Here is an 18,889-nt window from a genome sequence, read left to right on the forward strand (position 1 = left end):
GTCGTCGCTGCGTTGCAGAACAGCGTGTCACAGCTCCAATGTTTACGCTACTGGCAGTTACATATAAATGCGGTCGCATCCCGGGGAGAGCGATGCTCGCCCCGGGATGGGAAATGCCCGCTAGTCGGGGGTGACGATGGCGAAATCGGGGTTGGGCTCGTCGAACAGGGCCGTCAGCTTGACGAAGCTCTGGGCATCGCCGTCGATGGTGATGGCGCCGGACTGCAGCGCGGCGTTCAGATCCTGACCCGCGAGCAGGACGCCGATCAGGGTGGCGCGGGTGAGGGTGAAGGTGACATCGGCGGGCGGCAGCTTATCGCCGTCGCGGCGGTCGAAGTGGATGAGGACCCCATTGCGCAGTTCGAGGCGGTGGGTGCGCTTCTCATCGGTGAAAACCCAATCGCTGATCGCCTTTTCGTGCCAGGCCTTCGGACCGTCCAGGCGCAGCGACAGGGCGTCGAAGACCTGGTCGATGGTGAGGGCCGACATCATGGACGGGGAGTTCGCCTGGGTGGGCGTGCCGACATTCCCGTTGCGCAGCTCGTAGGCGCCCATCAGGAAGAAGTTGCGCCAGGTGGCGTTCTCCGCGCCGTAGCCGAGCTGCTCGTAGGTGCCGGCCAGCAGCGTCTTCGCCGCCTCGTTGGACGGGTCGGCGAAGATGACGTAGTTGACCACCTGCGCGACCCAGCGGTAGTCGCCGTTGTCGAAGGCCACCCGCGCCTTGCGCAGCGCCTCGTCCGCGCCGCCCATGAATTCCACGTGCCGGGTGGCGGATTCGACCGGCGGGTACTCCCACAGGTGTGCCGGATTGCCGTCGAACCAGCCCATGTAGCGCTGGTAGATGGCCTTCACATTGTGGCTGACCGAGCCGTAGTAGCCGTGCGAGTGCCAGGCCCCGGCGATGGCGGGCGGCAGTTCGATGGTCTCGGCGATCTCACTGCCCACGTAGCCCTGGTTCAACCGGCGCAGGGTCTGGTCGTGCAGGTAGGCGTACAGGTCCCGTTGCTGCGCAAGGTATTCCACCAGGCGCTCGGTGCCCCAGGTCGGCCAGTGGTGGGAGGCGAACACGACGTCGGAGTCGTAGCCGAACAGGTTGATCGACTCGGTCAGGTACTGCGACCACACGTGCGGGTCGCGCACCAGCGCGCCGCGCAGGGTCAGCAGGTTGTGCAGCGTGTGGGTCGCGTTCTCCGCCATGCACAGCGCGCGGTGGTCGGGGAAGTAGAAGTTCATCTCCGACGGCGCCTCGGTGCCGGGCGTGATCTGGAAGACGATGCGCACCCCGTCGACGGTCATTTCCTGACCGGTCTCGGTGATGTCGTGGGTCGGCGCGATGAGGGTGACGGTGCCGGTCGAGGTCGTCTGCCCGAGACCCGCGCCCACCTGGCCCTTCGGGCCGCGGGGCAGGGCCGCGCCGTACATGTAGGCGGCTCGGCGGGCCATGGCGGTTCCGGCGTAGACGTTCTCGGCGACGGCGTGTTCGAGGAATCCGGCGGGCGCGATGACCGGGCAGCGGCCCTTGTCCACATCTTCCTGGGTGGTCACGCCCATCGCGCCGCCGAAGTGGTCGACGTGGGAGTGGGTGTAGATCAGCCCGGTCACCGGCTTGTCGCCGCGGTGGGCGCGGTACAGCTCGAGGCCGGCCTTCGCGGTCTCGGCGGAGATGAGCGGGTCGATCACGATCACGCCCGTCTTGCCTTCGATCAGGGTCATATTGGACAGGTCGAGGCCCCGGATCTGATAGATCCCCTCGGTCACCTCGTACAGACCCTGCCGGATGTTCAGCCCGGACTGCCGCCACAGGCTGGGGTGCACCGACGCTGGGCATGCCCCGTTCAGGAACCCGTAGGAGTCGTTGTCCCAGACCACATTTCCGTCGGCGTCCTTGACCACACCGGGTTCGAGCGCGGTGATGAACCCGCGGTCCGCGTCCTGCTGGTCGGTGGTGTCACCGAAGGGCAGCTCGGCGGCGGCCCGCTGTTGCTGATCGAGAACGTACTGACTGGGGTCGGACTGCGTGCTCACTCCATGCCTCCTGTTCCACCGGGGGTTCCGGCGATCGACATTTCTCCGCTGGGAGACCGGGTCGGTCGGACCCATAGCCAGGTGACGGCGAGCATGACCACCAGCGCCGGTTTGCCCAGCACCAGCGCCACCGTGCCCAGCAGCACCACCTTGTTCGCGAGATACAGCGGCACCATGATCAGCAGGTGCGCCGCCCAGAAGCCGAACCAGGCCAGTGACACCTTGTGGTGCAAGCGAATCCGCGCTTCGGGATCGGCCGCGTACGTGCGTTCCAGGCCGAGTTTGCGGCAGGCCCAATGGCTGAGCGGGCGGCCGCTGAGCAAGGTGATCCCGAAAGCCGCCGTGCACACCGCGCAGATGATGAGGTCCGGCAGATAGAACCCGCGTCCCTCACCGGTGATGCCCACGAACAGCGAGAACACCACGACCGCGGCCAGTGAAGCCGACACCACCTTCACCGAATCGCCCTTCATCAAGCGATACAGCGAGATCAGTCCGGCGACCCCGAGCGCGACCAGCACCCCGATCTTGGCGTTCACCACGGTGTACCCGGCGAGGAACCCGATCGCGGGGGCCGCTCCGTCGAGCAGATGTTGCGGTCCGCCCAGCGCCCGGAACTTTGCCCACATCTCGGCCGCGGTGGACCGGCTATTGGCGGGATCCCGCACGTCCACTCCCGTCACCAGTGTCATGGCTATCTCCCAGCTACTAGAGGCTTTCATGGATCGAGCCGCGGATGTGGACGGCTCGCGATATCGATTCGGCTTACATCGAGCCCCAGGACTGCAGGAGGTAGGTGGCGTTCGCCGCCAGCTGGGTGACCTCGGTGGCGAGATCCAGCGTCGCGGAGCCGAGGTTGATGATCGGGAAATTCATGGTCAGAGCCTTCCGTCGGATGCTTATTGCAGTCTGACTGTAATAAGCGCGACCGGTGGCGGGCAATGCTTCTATGACCAGGCAGATCGGCCGCCGCGATTGCGACCCGCGTCACTTTCCCGCGGGCCGAGCCCATCCACCGGGGTTAAGGCACACTGGGACCGCTGTGAATGCCCTTGCGGCCGAGACCAGGAGGACTCGCGATGCAACCCGGACTCGATGCATGGATCGCCGGTGGAATCAGCGGTCACGACATCTTCCACCGGCAGGACGGACCCGTTGACGGCCGTCCGGTGACCCTGCTGCACGGCTTCCCGACCTCGTCACACGACTGGGCCCCGATCGTGCCCCGGCTGGTCGAATCCGGTTGCCGGGTCACCACACTCGACCTGCTCGGGTTCGGGGCCAGCGCGAAACCGGCGCGGCACGATTACCGGATCACCGAGCAGGCGTCGATCGTGGAGGCGCTGTGGCAGCGGCTCGGGATCGGGTCGACCGCGCTGGTGGCGCACGATTACGGGGTATCGGTCGCGCAGGAACTGCTGCACCGCGACGCGAGCCGGATCACCGCGGCCGCCTTCCTCAACGGAGGGCTGTATCCGGATCTGCACCGGCCCACCCGGGTGCAGAAGCTGCTGCACGGTCCGCTCGGCGCCGTGGTCCAGCACCTGGCCAGCGAGCGGATGTACCGGAGGTCCCTGCGGGAAATCCTCGGTCGTCCGGTGAGTGATGAACTGCTGCACGACATGTGGCTGGCCACGACCATGGGCGAGGGCAAACGCGTCCAGCATCGACTGCTGCGCTACATCGACGAGCGCCGCGAGCACGCGGACCGCTGGCGCACGGCGCTCGAGCAGTATCCCGGCCCGATGCTGTTCGTCTGGGGTCCCGCCGACCCGGTCAGCGGAGGCCACGTCCTGCCCCGGCTGCGCGAGCGGCTGCCGCACGCGACGATCACCGTGCTCGACGAACCACCGGCCACCGGGCACTACCCGCAACTGGAGAATCCCGACGCCGTCGCGGCGGCCCTGACCGAATTCCTGAGTCCGGGAGAGACCGGGCCTTAGTTCTTCGCCACCGACGACATCGACTACACGACCTGATCCGGGGTCTCGTCGAGGATTTCGCCAGTGAGGACGGAGGCGTCCAGCATGAGCGCTTCCGTGGCGTCCACCAGCGGAACGCCTTGGGCGGCGGCGACGGCGGCCAGCATGTGCTCTGCGCGGTCCCAGCGCCAGGTGTCGAGGTAGGTGCCGTCCTCGAGCCTGGTGAGACGGGTTTCGGTGAGGCCCGGGTGGACCAGGCGGATGGCGTCGATGAGGGTTCTGCGTTGGGCCAGCAGCCGGTCCAGATCGGCGCGGGCGACTCGGAACCTGTGCAGTCTGACTACGGCCATTCGACAAGGCTCACAGTGGCGCGGGCCGGGCGGTAGTGTCCGCGGTCATCGGCCGGCCATGCATCCGGCAGGGTCGCGGCGTGCAGAATGCACGGGTCAGCAGGGGAGTGCGGCTTCGAGCCGGAATTCGCCGTCGCGCGCCGAGGTAGTGAAGGAGCCGCCCGCGTCCAGTACGCGTGCGCGCATGTTCTCCAGGCCCTGTCCCGACCCGCCGGATTTCGCCGCGGCGCGGACACCGTCGTTGTGGATGTTCAGTTCTACCTTCCGATTTCGGCTGCGGCAGGAGATGTCGACGCAGGTCGCCGTGCTGTGGCGCAGCACATTGGTGACCGCCTCCCGGACCACCGGGGCGAGTACGGTGTCGGCTCGTTCCGGCAGGTCGTCGTCGTAGCCGATGCGGACGGTCGCGATGGCGGCGCTGAGTATCGTGCGGGCCGAGTCGAATTCGTTGCGCAGGGAACGGGCGGCCTGATCGTCGGTGAGGGCGAGAGCCTCGAACCGCGCGTCGGCCGCGATGCGGATCGCCTGGTCGATCTCGGATTCCGCGCGGAGCGGGTCCCGGGTGATCAGTTCGCCGATGAGGTCGCATTTCAGGGCCAGCACCGACAGCGTCAAGCCGAGCAGGTCGTGGATGTCGCGGGCCAGCCGCAGGCGTTCGAGTTGCGCTGTCCGGGCGGCCAATTCGGATCGGGATCGGTTCAGCTGCACCGACAGCTGATGGAATTTCGACAGACCGAACAGGGACAGGGTCGCCTGCAGCGCGAGCAGCACCCAGCTGGTCCGATCATCCAGTGCGCCGGTCGGTTCGGTGAAGACCGCGCGCAGCGCGAAGAGGCCGACCGCCGCGATCGCCCAGGGCGCGCGCTCACGCAGCAGCGCGGCCACGGCGAGCAGGCTCAGCCAGGAACACCAGGCCGAGCCCAGCCACAACAGTGGCATCAGGGTGAGCAGCAGCTGGGTCCACAGCAGCGGCACGGCGAAGCGCGGCTGAATCACCTGCGCCAGCAGCAGCGCGCACAGGGTGAGGCCGCCGACCGCGTTCACCGCCTGGTACTGCGGCACCTCGAGGATCTGATTCGCGATGATCGCCAGCATGCTCGCCACCAGGGCGGCCAGTGTCAACCGCGGGGCCAATCGCGCCACCGGTGCCGGGTCTTTCGAGGGCCGGTCGTGCTCGCGCTGGTCCGAAGCCGTGCGGCGCATCATCGCGACGATCGTGCGTGTCCGGTCGGCCACGTCGTCGGCCGTGCTGACCGCCCGATCCGGCGATTTCGCCAGTTCGCGCCGCACCAGCTGTAGTCGCTCCGTCACGGCGACCAGCTGTTCGCCGAGCCCGGCGCGCAGATCCCTGGCGACGCGAAGTCGTTCCTCGGCCCGGACGACGTCCGCCAGATCCTCTCGGGTCGAGCCCAGCTGATCGACCAGGTTCGGCAATCTCAGCAGGCTGTAGACCACCAGGCCGACGGCCGCGGTCGCGACATACGCGTGCAGGTACGCCTCGCCCGACGCGGGCAATCCATGATGGACGGGGCCGGAAACCAGGGTGACGACGCAGAATCCGAACCACCGCAACCACTGTCCGGGCATGAGGAGGACGGTGGCGGCCAGCAACGAGTCGAGATCGACCGCGGTGGACCCGAAGAACACGATCGGCAGATAGGTCAGCAGGGCCTGCGCGGCCAGGACCGGCCAGGCCGGGCCGCGCCGATGCGCCACCACCAGTAAGGCCGCCTGCCCGATCGCGCAGCAGGCGATGGCGATGCCGCTGCCGCCGAGGACGACCGAGCCGGCGTACGCGACCAGGAACAGGTACCCGGTCGACCTCGAGAGCAATGACACGCGATGATTGCATACCGGTCGGCCGGTCCTGGGCAAGTCGAACAGCTCCAGCGATCCGGACGTGGTGAGGAGTTGGGTAACAGATGATCAGAGTGCTGATCGCCGAGGATATGCGGCTGCTGCGCGAAACCCTGGTGGCGTCACTGGAATTGGAGGACGACCTCGAGGTCGCCGCCGTCCTGGAGGAGGGCGGAGCCATCGTGTCGACCGTGGCCGCCGAGCGCATCGATCTCGCCATCCTCGACATCGATCTGCCCGGCAAGGACGGACTCACCGCCGCCGCCGAGATCCGCCGCGACCATCCGGACTGCAAAGTGCTGGTGCTGACTTCGCTCGCCAGCCCCGGTCATGTCAAGCGCGCCATCGACATCGGCGTCTCCGGCTTCGTGCTCAAGGACAGCTCACGCAAGGATCTGCTGAACGCGGTCCGCACGGTCGCGGCCGGCGGCAGCGTGCTGGATCCGAGCCTCGCCTTCACCGCGCTGCGCGGCCCGGCCAACCCGCTGACCGACCGCGAGGCCGATGTACTGCGCTGCCTGGCCAGCGGTGCCGACCCGAAACAGATTGCCGCGCAACTGCATCTGTCCTACGGCACGGTGCGCAACTATCTCGCCGCGGCGTCGGACAAGCTGCAGGCGCGTACCCGGGTCGACGCCGTCCGCATCGCCCAGCAGGCCGGCTGGCTCTGACGACGCCGATTGTGCACCAACGGACTGTGCGTTTTGCACGGCCCGCCGCTGTCGAATGCAGCTCGAAGCGATGACTCGCGCACTACAGGCCGCGATCCGCGAATGTGACGCTGTTCCAGTACGAAAACAAGATCGAAGCGTGCAAGGAATGGACTCATGAACATCGCGTACCACGTCGTCGGAATCGTCGCGGCCCTGTGGATCGGCTTCTCCGGCTTCTCCCTGTTCACCCGCAAGGAGTTCGTCGTCGAACCGCTCCAGCAGTACGGTGTTCCCACCTCGTGGTGGAACTGGCTGGCGCTGGCCAAATCCGCGGGCGCGCTGGGCCTGATCGTCGGGTTCTTCATCCCCGCGATCGGCATCGCGGCGGCGGTGTGCCTGATCCTCTACTTCCTGGGCGCCTCGGCCACCTCCATCCGCGCCGGCCACGCCTCCTCGGCGATCTTCCCGGTCCTCTACCTCGTCCCCGCGGCGGCCACCATGGCCCTGCAGCTCGCCCGGTGATGAAGGCGGTCATCGTCGGCGGCGGCATCGGCGGTCTCGCGACCGCCATCGCCTTCGCCCGCCACGGCTGGGACGTGGAAGTGCTGGAGCGGTCCACCCGGATCGCGGAGGTCGGGGCCGGATTGTCGCTGTGGCCCAATGCCCTTCGGGCGCTGGATGCGCTGGGACTCGGCGACCAGATCCGCAGCCGGGCCCGCGAGGAGAACTCGGCCGGAATCCGGGACAGCAAGGGCCGCTGGCTGTCCCGCACCGACGTGGACACCATCCGCGCCCGCTACGGCAGCCCGATCCTCATGCACCGCCACGACCTGCTGGACATCCTGCGCGCCGCGGTCCCGGAATCCGCCGTGCGCACCGGGATCTCGGCCACCGAAGCCCGCCCCGACGGCACCGTCGCGCACTCGGCTGGTACCTCGACCGGCGACGTGGTTGTGGGCGCGGACGGCATCCACAGCATGGTGCGCCGCACCGTCTGCGGTGCCGTCGAACCCCGCTACAGCGGATACACCGCCTGGCGCGTGGTGGTGACCCCGGCCGAGCCCATCGGCGACATGGGTGAAAGCTGGGGCAGGGGAGAACGTTTCGGATACGGCACGCTCCCCGACGGTCGCGTCTACTGCTTCGCCACCGCCAACCTGCCCGCGGGTACCGAGGGTGGCGGTCTATCCGAATTGCGTGCCAGGTTCGGTTCCTGGCACGAGCCGATCCCCATGCTGCTGGCGGCAGCCGACGACACCGCCCTCCTCGAACACGACCTCTACGACCTCCCGCCCCTGAAGGCTTTCACCGCCGGGCGCATCGCCCTGGTCGGTGACGCGGCCCACGCCATGACCCCCAACCTGGGCCAAGGTGCCTGCCAGGCACTCGAGGATGCTGTGGTGCTCGCCCGGGTCGCCGCCGAGGGCGGCGACCTCACCCCCTACGACACCCTGCGTCGCCCCCGGACCCAGATGATCGTCCAACGCTCCCGCTCCATCGGCGCGATCGGCCAGCTGTCCTCCCCGCTGGCCGTCCTGGCCCGCAACGCCATCCTGCGCCTCATCCCACCCTCCGCGCAGTTCAAATCCCTCGCCCCGATCCTCGACTGGGAGGGCTGAACCAACTCTGCCTCGGTCGGCCGCGGCCGCCGAGGACTAGTTGTTCTCGTTCGCCGGCGGTACGACTCAGGGATCAAGGATTCGCGAACCTACGCCGACATCTACCAGGAGTTCGTAGGCAAGGAAGCCGCCAATTGAGGGTCCTCCGGCGATACGCTTCGCATCCGTACGGACGTGGCCGTCAGCATCCCGTAAAGAGGTGTTCCGGTCGGGGATTCGGCGCGGATCATGGATCTTCGGAAGCGAAGTCGGCCGAGGAACGAGGTGATCGGAGTGTCGTTCGGCAGCGTGGCGGCCGTCATGGCATCGGAGACGGTTCCGACCTACTCCGGCCCCGCCGTGGCGATCGGGACCGCGATCTTGCTGTTCGCTCTTGTCGGACTGGCGACCTGGGTGTTGTTCGCCGAGCATCGCCACCGGTGAGCCCGGTGCGGCAAATGGCTGTGGGGCCGGTCTGACCAGATGAGCGGAAAAGATGGGCGATAACGAAACGGACAAGTCGATAGCTAAGAGATGGCAAACCTATGCCCCGGTGGCCTAGCGTCTGTCCTCGTCGTACTTCTGTCCCGAGCTCGTCATCATCGTTCTCGATTCGTAGGAGCAGATGAGATGCTTGCAGGAATCGCCCGCTCTGTGGTGGTCGCCGCGGTAGCCGCCCCGCTGGTCGCCCTTGCGGCCGTGGCGCCCGCGTCGGCGAGTGAAGCCACGGAATCGACCGTGGACCGCCCCGTCGCGCTGCAGAATGTGGACGCCCCCTACATCTGGGTGAACATCTGCGTCCACATCCCGACGCCGGGATCGGCCACCCTGAACTGGTGCTTCCCGTAGCCGATCGGACTGTCCCCGAACGAGATTCGACACCGCCGCGCCGTGCGGTCGTTCCGTCGTGCGGTGCGGTCGTTCACTGGAGAGGAGTAGCTATGCAGGCCGGCATCCGTGTCGCCGCGTTCGGCGTCACCGCTCTCGCGTGGATGCTGCCCGCTACCGGTCCGCTACACGCGGATCCCGGTGCGTGCACCGTCCCCGCCGACACCACGAACCAGTACCTGATCCTGTACGGGGGCTCACGTTCCGTCCCCGCCGCCGCCAACGGCGAATCCATGGCCATCGTGCGGTTCCCCAGTCAGGGCTCCCTGCAATACATGGTGGCCGGCACCGGGGTCTGGCATGACAGCACCTACACCTACACCTCACCGGAGCCCGGCGTCGCGGTCATCGACGCCACCGAGTCGGCCGCCGCGGGTCCCGTCACCTACTCGGTCACGCTGCGGTGCCGCACCAACGAATCCGGCTCCTTCTCGTACACCGGCCCGGGCGCGGACGCTCCGAGCACCGACAACGCCGCTCCCGGCGCAAGCAACGCCACCTACCGGTTCAGCCGCAGCGCGATCTGACGACTGTCGCACCGCATCACGGCATCCGGGCGCGGCTCATTCGCAACGGAACCCCGTGTCGGTGCGGTGGATGCGGGAGAAGAAATCCCACGCCGCCTGTGAGGCGTTCGGGCCACGGGCGTCGGTGAACTCGGCGGCGTCGGGATCGGCCGAACCGCCCGACCAGTAATGCGCCATACCGTGGATCGTCCACAATTGGAGTGTGGGACAGTCCGATTCGTGCTGTCGCCAGGACTCGACGGTGTAGGAAAGACCCTCGGGCCTGTCGGCGACACCCTCGGCGCTGCCGGTCGGCCGCACAGGAATCCCTTGCGGGGCTTCCTGTGCGGCGAGCACCAGATTGTCTGTCTGTCGCCACTGCTCGATGACCTCGCGCCCGCATTCGTACGGCACTGCCAGATCGGCATCGCCGTGGAATCCGATGACCGGGAGCACCCTGCGGTAGCCGCCCTCGGCGAAGAATGCCTGTGCGGCAAGCTGTTCGGTTGAGGCGGTAGGCAGGTACGGGCCCACACAGCCGAGCGCGCCATGATCGAACGCCGCCCCCGAATGCACGCCGATGGCGGCGAACAGGTCCGCGAAATACGCGCCCACCAGTGTGGTCTCGTAGGCCCCGGAGGACATGCCCAACGCGTAGACCCGATCGGGATCGACGTGGTAGCGCTCGATGGCGAGCCGGGTCATCGCCGCGATCGCGGCGGCGTCCCCGGAAGTCCGGCTTTCGGACGCGGGCGCGAGCAGCCCCGACCAGCATCGCTGTTGCAGCAGATGGAACGGGCTGCCGTCGACATAGAGGACCACGAATCCGGCGCGGCGAGCGATCGGATCCAGGAGATTGGCGCGACGCTGCTGTTCGGCGGTGGTCTTGCACCCGTGGATCATCACCACCAATGCGGGGTTCGCGGGCAAATCACCGGGCACGAAAGCCTCGTAGCCGTACGTCAGCACACCCGAGGTGTAGGTGCCGGTATCGATCCGGCCGGTGTCGTCGGGCCCGGCGTTCGATGGGGCCGCGGTGGCGATCAGCAGGCCGGTCAGGAGAATGATCACGGACAGTCGGACGGTGCCGCAACGGTCGAATACGCGCATGGTTCCCCGGCTTTCACCGATCTGGTCGCACACGGTCTCGATCGCGATTCCGCGGGCGCGGCGTCCCGAGAATTGTCCCGCAGGATCCGCGCGAACTTGCGGGGATTGCGGTAGGCGACCGGCTGGGCGGTTCAGATGAGATCGATGGCGTCGAGTACGCGGGTACCGAGCTCGGTGTCGCCGGTGATCGAGACCTCGCAGTCGCGCCACGCGGCGCGGGTCGTTCCCCACCGGGGGAATTCGTCGGCGCGAGCGGTGATTTGGGCAGCGGTGTTCTCCGTGCCGCCGCGTCGCACCCGGATGGGGCCGCCCTGGTCGGTGTCGACGCGCCAGGTGCCGCCGCCGGGGCCGGTGAAGGTCATGGCGACGGAGGCGTCCAGCCAGGCCAGGCGGTCGCGGTGCGATTGCTCCAGCAGGCTGGTCAACCAGGCCAGGATCGAGGCCACCCGCCGCTCGTCGGTCGGCGGGTGCGGGCGGTCCAACGCCGCGGCGATGTCGTGGCGCAGGTGGGTGTGCCAGTCGAAGAGGAACATCGCCGGGAAGAGGCGCGTCGGATAGCGGCCGAGCTCGCCGACGGGCAGCCGGACGCCGCTGAGACCGGGTGCGGTCAGGACGGCCAGGGCGGCCGTGCCGACTCGGGTCCAGGTCGCGAAGCCTTCGAGGACTTGCGCCGGTGAACGCCGGCGCGAGGCGGCCACGGCCCGCTCGTTGAGGCACTCCACGTCCTTGGTGGCCATGAACGCGAGCGCGGCCGGGGTGACGACGGTTCGCAGGTCGGCGGCCATATGCGCGACAACGTCTTTCACGCTCCAGCCCGCGGCCAGGCTGTCGGCGCGCCATTCGGCGTCGGTGAGATCGGCGCAGTAATCCAGCACGGTTTGTCGCTCGATGCGCAGCGCCGAGAGATGGTCAGCGGTCGCCCTCACCCTTGGATCGTATCGGGTGCGAGCATCACCATCCGGATTACCGGCGGCGCCGTCCCGGCCCGGCCGCCCCTGGCCTCCAGGGGTGGATCGCGGTCGCCTCTTGCCGGGTGTGGGAGGCTGGGGATATGAACCGATTGGGCAGTGCCACCTCGCCTTATCTGCGTCAACATGCCGGGAATCCGGTGCATTGGCGGGAGTGGGACGCGGCGGCGCTGGCCGAGGCGGCCGAGCGGGACGTGCCGATCCTGCTGTCCATCGGGTACGCCAGCTGCCACTGGTGCCATGTGATGGCGCACGAGTCGTTCGAGGACGAGGCCACCGCCGAGCTCATGAACGAGAACTTCGTGTGCATCAAGGTGGATCGGGAGGAACGGCCCGATCTGGACGCGGTGTACATGAACGCGACCGTGGCCATGACCGGGCAGGGCGGGTGGCCGATGACGTGCTTCCTGACGCCGGAGGGGGAGCCGTTCTACTGCGGGACCTACTACCCGAAGACGCCGCGGCACGCGATGCCGTCGTTCGCGCAGGTGCTGACCGCGGTGGGGGAGACGTGGCGGAATCGGCGCGACGAGGTGAACACTGCGGCGGCACAGGTGGGAGAGGCGCTGCGGCAGCAGACGGCGGGGTTGCCGGACGCCGGGGTCGGGATCAGCGCCGACCTGGTGCAGCACGCGGTCTCGGCCGTGTCGAAGGATGTGGACGCGCAGCACGGCGGGTTCGGGGGTGCGCCCAAGTTCCCGCCGTCGGCGTTGCTGGAAGGGCTGCTGCGGCATTATGAGCTGACCGGGGATCTCGGTGTGCTGCAGACTGTTTCGTTCACCTGTGAATCGATGGCCCGGGGCGGGATCTACGACCAGCTGCGGGGTGGGTTCGCGCGGTACTCGGTAGACGCGGCGTGGGTGGTGCCGCACTTCGAGAAGATGCTGTACGACAACGCCCAGTTGGTGCGGGTGTACGCGCACCTGGCCCGGCGCGGGCTCGACGCGCCCGGGAGTGAGCGCGGCGGAGAATCCTTGGCGCTACGGGTGACTCGCGAGACCGTCCAGTTCCTGATGACCGATCTGGGCACCGAGCAGGGGGCCTTCGCGTCCGCCCTGGACGCCGACACCCACCTCGAACCGGGGCAGCCCGGGGTCGAGGGAGCCACCTATGTCTGGACGCCCGCGGAACTCAACGGCGTGCTCGGGGCGCTCGACGGAGCCTGGGCCGCGGAGATCTTCGGTGTCACGACGGCGGGGACGTTCGAGCACGGCACCTCGGTGCTGACGCGCTACACCGACCCGAAGCCGGTGGACCACGAGCGGTTCGAGGCCATCCGGGCGGCCATGTCGGCGGCGCGGGAACTGCGGCCGCAACCCGAGCGGGACGACAAGGTGGTCACCGCCTGGAACGGGATGGCCATCGTCGCGCTCGCGGAAGCCGGTGCCGCACACGGGCATCCGGAGTGGATCGCGGCGGCTGTCCGGTGTGCGCGGTTCCTGCTGGACACCCACGTGACCGACGGCCGCGTCTGCCGCGCCTCGCTGGGCGGCGTGCCCGGCACGGCCGCGGGCGTGCTCGAGGACTACGCCTGGCTGGCGCTGGGACTTCTCGCACTGCACCAGACCGCCGAAGGGGACTGGCTCGCCGATGCGCGCCGCGTACTCGACGCGGCCATCACGCACTTCGCCGACGCGGACACCCCGGGCAGCTGGTTCGACACCGCCGACGACGCCGAAACCCTGCTGACCCGGCCCCGCGACCCCCTGGACGGCGCAACCCCTTCGGGCACTTCGGTTCTCGCCGAGGCCCTGCTCACGGCCTCCGCGCTCACCGACCCGGATCGGGCCGCCCGATACCGGCGGCTCGCCGACGAAACCCTCGCGCGGGGAGCGGTTCTGCTGGCCCGCGCCCCCCGCTCGGCGGGACACTGGCTGGCTGTGGCCGAGGCCGCCCTGCGCGGGCCCATACAGGTGGCGATCTCCGCGGGCCCGGATGGCGAATCCGGCTCGGCCGCAACGCTGGTGGCCGCTGCCCGCGCGGCCGCTCCGGGCGGCTCGGTCATCGTCTCCGGCGGCGTCGACTCCCAGCCCTTGCTGGCCGACCGGCCGCCGGTGCGCGACACCTCCGCCGCCTATATCTGCCGTGGCTCGGTCTGCGACCTCCCGGTCACCACGGTCGAAGACGTCCGCGCCGGTCTGCTTCCGCCGCAATCGGCCTGACGGTCCGCCGGCAGCCCTCCCGCGCCCGCACATTCCGAGTTGAGAGGTGCGGGCCCGGAGTGTCAGGCCACGCGAGATCGCATGGCCCGGACCCGGTTTCCCGCCAGTACGGCGGCTGGAACGGCGACCAGGACCGCGAGGATATGCGCGGCGCGAAAAAGCCCGATCAGCACGGATGCCGGGGTCCAGCCGGTGAACAGCGCACCCGTGGAATCAGCCTCGAGCAGCGCGCTCAGCGGCTCCGCCACCAGCGAAGCCACCCCGACGGTGCCCAGCCCCACCACGAGAATCACTCGCGCCCAGCGGCTTCCGAACAACATGCGGGCCGCGAGCCAGAACACCGTCAGATAGATCGCCGCCCGAATCCCCAACCCGACCGCGACGCCCGGCAGCCCGACCCCGGGGTCCTCGAGCACCCGCGCCGCCCGCAACAGCGTCTCCGCCACTCCGGCGACCAGGGCCACCACCACCGCCCGGTACGCGAGCACCGCCCGCTCGGGCCGCTCCCACCCCGCTGCCGACTTCCGCTCGAACGCGCCGATCTCCTCCATACACTCACTGTCGGGCCCTCGCTCTCGCTGGGAATCACCCTCGAGTACGAGCCCGAGCCGATCCGGTAGTACGACAGTGGGATCGAAGGGTCCGATGGGTGGCCTGACATAGCCAACGCGCATATTCCGTTGCCTGGAGGGACTGGGCGGTCTTACAGTCCGGGGCGTGTTGAGGTCATGTGTTTCAGCGATGTACTTCCAGGTCCCGCCGAGTTCGCACACCACGTTCGCGCGGATTGAATGATCAGCGATCGGCGGGTTTCGGGGGTTGGGGTGCGGCCGGTCGGGGGGCGTCCTGCGGGACGGTGCCGTTGCGGTGGATCGACGCGGGGGACGCGGGCACGGCGTCCGGTACATCGGTCCAGCCCGGAGTGGGTTCCTTGCGGCCGCGGAGGTGGAGAGTGTCGTGCAGGATCCACTGTGTGCGCTCGGCGTCGGAGGCGGCTTCTATGACCGCCTGAGAGGCGAGAATCCGGCGGGGAACCAGCTTCGCCTCGGTGGTCAGGCGGGCGGCCTCGTTGACTGCGTCGCCGATGACCGTGAATTCCAAACGGGTGTCGGTGCCGACGTCCCCGGCGAAGACGCAGCCGCGGGCGATGCCGATGCCGACGTCGAGTTCGCCGAGCGCGGCCACCTCGTCGCGAATCCGGCGGGCCGCCTTCAAAGCGGGGGTGGCGTTGTCGTCGAGAGCGATGGGCGCGCCGAAGATGCACAGCGCCGCATCGCCTTCGAACTTGTTGACCAGACCGTGGTTGTCCTCGGTCGCCGCCACCACGATGGTCAGCAGTCGGTTGAGCTTGGCCACGAAGTCGTGCGGGGCGAGCTCGGTGGCCAGCGCCACCGAACCGGTCACGTCCACGAACAGGGCCGTCGCCTCCCGCATGTCGCCGGTGAGGCTGGGGCTGCCCGACAGCGCCCGCTCCGCCACCTCGTCGCCCACGTGCCGCCCGAAGACGGTCCGCATGCGCTCGCGCTCACTGAGATTGGCGGCCAGCTCGTTCACCGAATGCTCGAGCCGCCCGATCTCGCTGGTGCTGTTGATGGTCACCCGCGCCTCGAGATCGCCGTGCGCGATCCGGTCGAGCGCGTCGCGCAGGGTGTGCATGGGCGTGGCCACCGCGCGCGCCAGCGCCGCCGTCGCGACCACGCCCGCGGACAGGCCGACGATGGCGAGATAGATGCCGGTCCGGATGCGGTCGTCACTGTCGGTCGACGGATCGGCGAGCACGGTGACCAGCATGAGCAGCGGCACCGCGCCCGCCACCGCGAAGGTGACCAGCACCCGCGCCAGCACGGTATTGCTCCAGTGCGCGGTCTCGTCGAGCACCTCGGCCACCACCGGAATGGTCGGCCGGATCAGCCGGTCCACGATCAGATAGGTGAGCGCCGCCGACTCGAGCCCGCCGAGGGTGAACATCGACAGCACCACGGGGAAACTGCGGTCCTCGGTGGCATGGGCGAAGATGGCGGCCGCCACGATCACGCCCGGCAGCCAGATGGCCAGCGCACGGATGGTGATCGCGAGCGGTAGCCGCAGCAGTCGCCGGGCCTCGTGTTCGGTGGGCGGCCGGTGCTGGTCCAGCCAGCCGAAGTAATGCCGCCGGTCGCGCACCGCGAGCACGATGCCCGCGAGGGCGCCGATGGCCGGATAGATGGACACCCCGATGAAGGTGGAGATCCAGTTCGAACCGAGCCGGCTCAGGAAGCCGCTCAGGAACAGTTCGGTGGTGATCACCGCCAGGCCGCCGAGGTTGCACGCCATGACGACAGCAGACAGACCCCCCGGCGCCCGCAGCGCCCACAGGATGAGTCTGCTGGTCACGTCGCAGACTCTAGGGAACTTTCGGCCGAGATTGCACCTTTGTGGGGAATTACTCGATCAGCTCAGCAGTACCAGCCAGACCGCGACATAGTGGCACAGCGCCGCGATCACCGTTGCGGCGTGGAAGAACTCGTGATGTCCGAACACCTCCGGCCACGGATCGGGCCAGCGCGCGGCGTACAGGATCCCGCCGACGCTGTAGGCGATGCCGCCCGCGAGCAGCAGAATCACCGGCGTCCAGCCGACATTGCCGATGAGCGTCCCGGCCACCGGGACTATGGCCCACCCGAGCAACAGATACAGCGGCACCCCGACCCAGCGAGGGGCGGTGGGCCACAGCATCTTCAGCGCCACCCCGGCCAGCGCGCCCGCCCAGACCATGGCCAGCAGCACATTGCCGGCGGTCCCGCGCACCCCGAGCAGCGCGAACGGCGTGTAGCTGCCGGCGATGAACAGGAAGATCATCGAGTGGTCGGCTCGCTTCATCCACATGCGGGCGCGCGCGGTCTTCCAGTTCACCCGGTGATAGGTCGCGCTGATCCCGAACACCCCGCACACGGTGATGCCGTAGACCAGCGTCGACCACGCGGCTTTCCCGGACACCGTGCTCGCCACCGACACCAGCACGACCACCGCGATGGCGGCGACGCCGACGGCCCAGGCATGGATCCAGCCGCGTAGGCGGGGCTTGATGGCCGCCAGCTCGTCGCGGACGGTTTCGACCAGACCCGCGGTGTGATCAACGGGCTGCACGATGTCGGCCATATGTTCCTCCTCGGTAACCTACGGTACCGTAGGTTGTCTTCGGTGCTACGTCCAGAATGGGTTCGGCACCCGGTCATCGGCCGGTACGAAAGTTTCTACGGCTCTTTCGACCGGCAAAATACGCGGGGAGGCGGGTGAGCGTAGGGTTGCGGCCGTGAAGTTTGTGGGTCAGGTGCGTGGACTCCCATATCGCGTATACGAGGCACGGCTGGCCAGGCAGCTGGCGGGTAAACAACATCCGCGACACGTCGCTGTGATGTGTGACGGCAACCGTCGCTGGGCCAGGGAGAACGGGTTCAGCGATATCTCGCACGGCCATCGGGTCGGTGCGCTGAAGATCGCCGAGCTGGTCGGCTGGTGCGGCGAGGCCGGCATCGAGATGGTGACCCTCTACCTGCTCTCCACCGAGAATCTGCGCCGCGATTCCGACGAGCTCGACACGCTTTTCGAGGTCATCACCGACGTCGTCGACGAACTGTCTGCGCCGGAACAGGATTGGAGCGTCCGCATCGTGGGCGCGCTCGATCAGCTGCCCGCCGAGTTCGCGCGCCGGCTCAGCGAGGCGGCCAAGAGCACCGAGGGCCGCACCGGCGTGCACGTCAACGTGGCCATCGGCTACGGCGGCCGCCAGGAGATCGCCGACGCGGTCCGCTCCCTGGTCCGCCAGGAGATGGACGCGGGCGAGACCGGCGAGGATCTGGTGCAGTCGATCACCGTCGACGCCATCGGCCAGCACCTCTACACCTCCGGCCAGCCCGACCCGGATCTGGTCATCCGCACCTCCGGTGAGCAGCGCTTGTCCGGATTCCTGTTGTGGCAGAGCGCCTATTCGGAGATCTGGTTCACCGAGGCGTACTGGCCGGAATTCCGGCGCGTGGATTTCCTGCGGGCCCTGCGGGATTACGCGGCCCGGCACCGCCGCTTCGGCGTCTGACCACCTCTGTCATCTCGTACTCCTGTGACTGTGTCACAGGAGTACGAAGCGAGAATGTTGTGGGTGATCCCGCAACAGTCGGTCAACGGTTCCATTGCAGTGCAACGGCTTCGGCGTTCGCGGGCCGGTCGCTGCCGTACCGTCTGGTGGTATGAGTGAGCTGCGTGAGGACTCGAGCGGCCTAGCGGAATCCCAGGTCGTCGCGGTGCCGTACCTGAGCTACGAGGAATTCGGGCGGAGATTCCTCGAGTACGCCGCCTCACCGGAGCGGATCGCGGGGGCGTTCGGGAAACTCACCGGGGAGGCGTTCGAATTCGGGCCGATCGGCGCGGGACCGGGCAAACTGGCCAAACTCTCGGCGACCGTGCGTCTCGGGCAGCCCCGGCTCACTCGTGACATGGACGACATCATCTCGTTCGACCTGGTGATCCCGCTCAAGGTCGACCTGCTCATCGACCTCGCGGTGGACCGCTACCCGTTCCGGGTGGACGGCACCATCCACCTGCATCTGACGGTGCGCACCGCCGAACCGCTGCGGGTGCTCATCGAGATCGCCGAACCGCAGCCCAGCAATGTGCGGATCAATGTGGCCAGCGCCACCCGCCGTGGCGAACTGCTGCGCATCATCGCCAGCGTGGATCACGAGATCCGCCGATTCGTGGCGCGCTACATCGCCACCGAGATCGACAAACCGCACATCCGGGCCGCCACCGATATCGACGTCGGCGCACGGCTGGACGCCGCCTGGACGCTCTGACTCACCGGCTGGACGCTCGAC

19 protein-coding genes are annotated in these 18,889 nt (G+C 68.3%); 10 read left to right on the forward strand and 9 right to left on the reverse strand.

Annotation, left to right across the window (positions count from 1 at the left end; all coding sequences use genetic code 11):
• Positions 1 to 120: 120 nt before the first annotated feature.
• On the reverse strand, positions 121 to 2,025 hold the full coding sequence (locus ACFRAQ_RS03040) for an alkyl/aryl-sulfatase (RefSeq protein ID WP_379093353.1): 1,905 nt from the start codon (positions 2,023 to 2,025) through the stop codon (positions 121 to 123).
• On the reverse strand, positions 2,022 to 2,717 hold the full coding sequence (locus ACFRAQ_RS03045; RefSeq protein ID WP_379093356.1) for a DUF3159 domain-containing protein: 696 nt from the start codon (positions 2,715 to 2,717) through the stop codon (positions 2,022 to 2,024). Before ACFRAQ_RS03045 ends, ACFRAQ_RS03040 begins: the two co-directional genes overlap by 4 nt.
• Before the next feature lie 387 nt (positions 2,718 to 3,104).
• Between ACFRAQ_RS03045 and ACFRAQ_RS03050 the strand changes: the two genes are divergently transcribed.
• On the forward strand, positions 3,105 to 3,968 hold the full coding sequence (locus ACFRAQ_RS03050; RefSeq protein WP_379093359.1) for an alpha/beta fold hydrolase: 864 nt from the start codon (positions 3,105 to 3,107) through the stop codon (positions 3,966 to 3,968).
• A gap of 23 nt (positions 3,969 to 3,991) precedes the next feature.
• On the opposite strand, the gene ACFRAQ_RS03055 is transcribed toward ACFRAQ_RS03050, so the two are convergent.
• Entirely contained in the window at positions 3,992 to 4,297 is a 306-nt protein-coding gene (locus ACFRAQ_RS03055; RefSeq protein ID WP_379093362.1) for a hypothetical protein, read from the reverse strand.
• Between the two features lie 96 nt (positions 4,298 to 4,393).
• A complete protein-coding gene (locus ACFRAQ_RS03060) occupies positions 4,394 to 6,136 on the reverse strand; it encodes a histidine kinase (RefSeq protein WP_379093365.1) in 1,743 nt (580 codons plus the stop codon).
• 83 nt (positions 6,137 to 6,219) lie between these two features.
• Between ACFRAQ_RS03060 and ACFRAQ_RS03065 the strand changes: the two genes are divergently transcribed.
• From ACFRAQ_RS03065 to ACFRAQ_RS03090, 6 genes are all read left to right on the forward strand, one after another.
• Entirely contained in the window at positions 6,220 to 6,825 is a 606-nt protein-coding gene (locus ACFRAQ_RS03065; RefSeq protein ID WP_379093368.1) for a DNA-binding response regulator, read from the forward strand.
• A gap of 156 nt (positions 6,826 to 6,981) precedes the next feature.
• The gene (locus tag ACFRAQ_RS03070; protein ID WP_379093371.1) at positions 6,982 to 7,329 is read left to right on the forward strand and encodes a DoxX family protein; all 348 of its coding nucleotides are present in this window, start codon (positions 6,982 to 6,984) and stop codon (positions 7,327 to 7,329) included.
• Positions 7,329 to 8,426, forward strand: coding sequence for an FAD-dependent monooxygenase (locus ACFRAQ_RS03075; protein ID WP_379093374.1), 1,098 nt, complete (start codon positions 7,329 to 7,331; stop codon positions 8,424 to 8,426). The genes ACFRAQ_RS03070 and ACFRAQ_RS03075 overlap by 1 nt, the downstream gene beginning before the upstream one ends.
• A 273-nt stretch (positions 8,427 to 8,699) precedes the next feature.
• Positions 8,700 to 8,849, forward strand: a complete 150-nt coding sequence (locus ACFRAQ_RS03080) for a hypothetical protein (protein WP_379093377.1) — start codon at positions 8,700 to 8,702, stop codon at positions 8,847 to 8,849.
• A gap of 186 nt (positions 8,850 to 9,035) precedes the next feature.
• Positions 9,036 to 9,254 (forward strand): hypothetical protein, encoded by a 219-nt coding sequence (locus ACFRAQ_RS03085; protein WP_379093380.1) that lies wholly within the window; start codon positions 9,036 to 9,038, stop codon positions 9,252 to 9,254.
• Between the two features lie 92 nt (positions 9,255 to 9,346).
• On the forward strand, positions 9,347 to 9,820 hold the full coding sequence (locus ACFRAQ_RS03090; RefSeq protein WP_379093383.1) for a hypothetical protein: 474 nt from the start codon (positions 9,347 to 9,349) through the stop codon (positions 9,818 to 9,820).
• Positions 9,821 to 9,856: 36 nt separating this feature from the next.
• Here the strand turns inward: ACFRAQ_RS03090 and ACFRAQ_RS03095 are convergent, their stop codons facing one another.
• A complete protein-coding gene (locus tag ACFRAQ_RS03095; protein ID WP_379093386.1) occupies positions 9,857 to 10,870 on the reverse strand; it encodes an alpha/beta hydrolase family esterase in 1,014 nt (337 codons plus the stop codon).
• 170 nt (positions 10,871 to 11,040) lie between these two features.
• On the reverse strand, positions 11,041 to 11,835 hold the full coding sequence (locus tag ACFRAQ_RS03100; RefSeq protein WP_379093389.1) for a maleylpyruvate isomerase family mycothiol-dependent enzyme: 795 nt from the start codon (positions 11,833 to 11,835) through the stop codon (positions 11,041 to 11,043).
• Between the two features lie 125 nt (positions 11,836 to 11,960).
• Here ACFRAQ_RS03100 and ACFRAQ_RS03105 point away from each other — a divergent pair, with 125 nt between their 5' ends.
• Positions 11,961 to 14,039: a thioredoxin domain-containing protein gene (locus ACFRAQ_RS03105; protein WP_379093392.1), complete on the forward strand. Its 2,079-nt coding sequence runs from the start codon at positions 11,961 to 11,963 to the stop codon at positions 14,037 to 14,039.
• A 62-nt stretch (positions 14,040 to 14,101) separates the two neighbouring features.
• On the opposite strand, the gene ACFRAQ_RS03110 is transcribed toward ACFRAQ_RS03105, so the two are convergent.
• The 3 genes from ACFRAQ_RS03110 to ACFRAQ_RS03120 form a co-directional block, all read right to left on the reverse strand.
• Positions 14,102 to 14,590, reverse strand: coding sequence for a hypothetical protein (locus ACFRAQ_RS03110; RefSeq protein ID WP_379093395.1), 489 nt, complete (start codon positions 14,588 to 14,590; stop codon positions 14,102 to 14,104).
• A gap of 244 nt (positions 14,591 to 14,834) precedes the next feature.
• Positions 14,835 to 16,412, reverse strand: a complete 1,578-nt coding sequence (locus tag ACFRAQ_RS03115; RefSeq protein ID WP_379093398.1) for an adenylate/guanylate cyclase domain-containing protein — start codon at positions 16,410 to 16,412, stop codon at positions 14,835 to 14,837.
• Positions 16,413 to 16,469: 57 nt separating this feature from the next.
• Positions 16,470 to 17,177, reverse strand: a complete 708-nt coding sequence (locus tag ACFRAQ_RS03120) for a hemolysin III family protein (RefSeq protein WP_379093401.1) — start codon at positions 17,175 to 17,177, stop codon at positions 16,470 to 16,472.
• A gap of 163 nt (positions 17,178 to 17,340) precedes the next feature.
• On the opposite strand from ACFRAQ_RS03120, the gene ACFRAQ_RS03125 reads away from it, so the two are divergent.
• Both ACFRAQ_RS03125 and ACFRAQ_RS03130 read left to right on the forward strand, forming a co-directional pair.
• Entirely contained in the window at positions 17,341 to 18,111 is a 771-nt protein-coding gene (locus ACFRAQ_RS03125; protein ID WP_379095769.1) for an isoprenyl transferase, read from the forward strand.
• A gap of 151 nt (positions 18,112 to 18,262) precedes the next feature.
• Positions 18,263 to 18,868, forward strand: coding sequence for a hypothetical protein (locus tag ACFRAQ_RS03130; protein ID WP_379093405.1), 606 nt, complete (start codon positions 18,263 to 18,265; stop codon positions 18,866 to 18,868).
• Positions 18,869 to 18,889 lie beyond the last annotated feature (21 nt).

Origin of the sequence: Nocardia sp. NPDC056611 (assembly GCF_042792755.1) — a bacterium.
In the GTDB taxonomy this organism is placed as follows: Bacteria; Actinomycetota; Actinomycetes; order Mycobacteriales; family Mycobacteriaceae; genus Nocardia.

Excerpts from the sequence above, each read along its gene's own strand:
- ACFRAQ_RS03045 (WP_379093356.1), bottom strand. The coding sequence starts at position 2,717 with ATGACACTGGTGACGGGAGTGGACGTGCGGGATCCCGCCAATAGCCGG.
- ACFRAQ_RS03050 (WP_379093359.1), top strand. The coding sequence starts at position 3,105 with ATGCAACCCGGACTCGATGCATGGATCGCCGGTGGAATCAGCGGTCAC.
- ACFRAQ_RS03055 (WP_379093362.1), bottom strand. The coding sequence starts at position 4,297 with ATGGCCGTAGTCAGACTGCACAGGTTCCGAGTCGCCCGCGCCGATCTG.
- ACFRAQ_RS03065 (WP_379093368.1), top strand. The coding sequence starts at position 6,220 with ATGATCAGAGTGCTGATCGCCGAGGATATGCGGCTGCTGCGCGAAACC.
- ACFRAQ_RS03070 (WP_379093371.1), top strand. The coding sequence starts at position 6,982 with ATGAACATCGCGTACCACGTCGTCGGAATCGTCGCGGCCCTGTGGATC.
- ACFRAQ_RS03075 (WP_379093374.1), top strand. The coding sequence starts at position 7,329 with ATGAAGGCGGTCATCGTCGGCGGCGGCATCGGCGGTCTCGCGACCGCC.
- ACFRAQ_RS03085 (WP_379093380.1), top strand. The coding sequence starts at position 9,036 with ATGCTTGCAGGAATCGCCCGCTCTGTGGTGGTCGCCGCGGTAGCCGCC.
- ACFRAQ_RS03090 (WP_379093383.1), top strand. The coding sequence starts at position 9,347 with ATGCAGGCCGGCATCCGTGTCGCCGCGTTCGGCGTCACCGCTCTCGCG.
- ACFRAQ_RS03105 (WP_379093392.1), top strand. The coding sequence starts at position 11,961 with ATGAACCGATTGGGCAGTGCCACCTCGCCTTATCTGCGTCAACATGCC.
- ACFRAQ_RS03110 (WP_379093395.1), bottom strand. The coding sequence starts at position 14,590 with ATGGAGGAGATCGGCGCGTTCGAGCGGAAGTCGGCAGCGGGGTGGGAG.
- ACFRAQ_RS03120 (WP_379093401.1), bottom strand. The coding sequence starts at position 17,177 with ATGGCCGACATCGTGCAGCCCGTTGATCACACCGCGGGTCTGGTCGAA.
- ACFRAQ_RS03130 (WP_379093405.1), top strand. The coding sequence starts at position 18,263 with ATGAGTGAGCTGCGTGAGGACTCGAGCGGCCTAGCGGAATCCCAGGTC.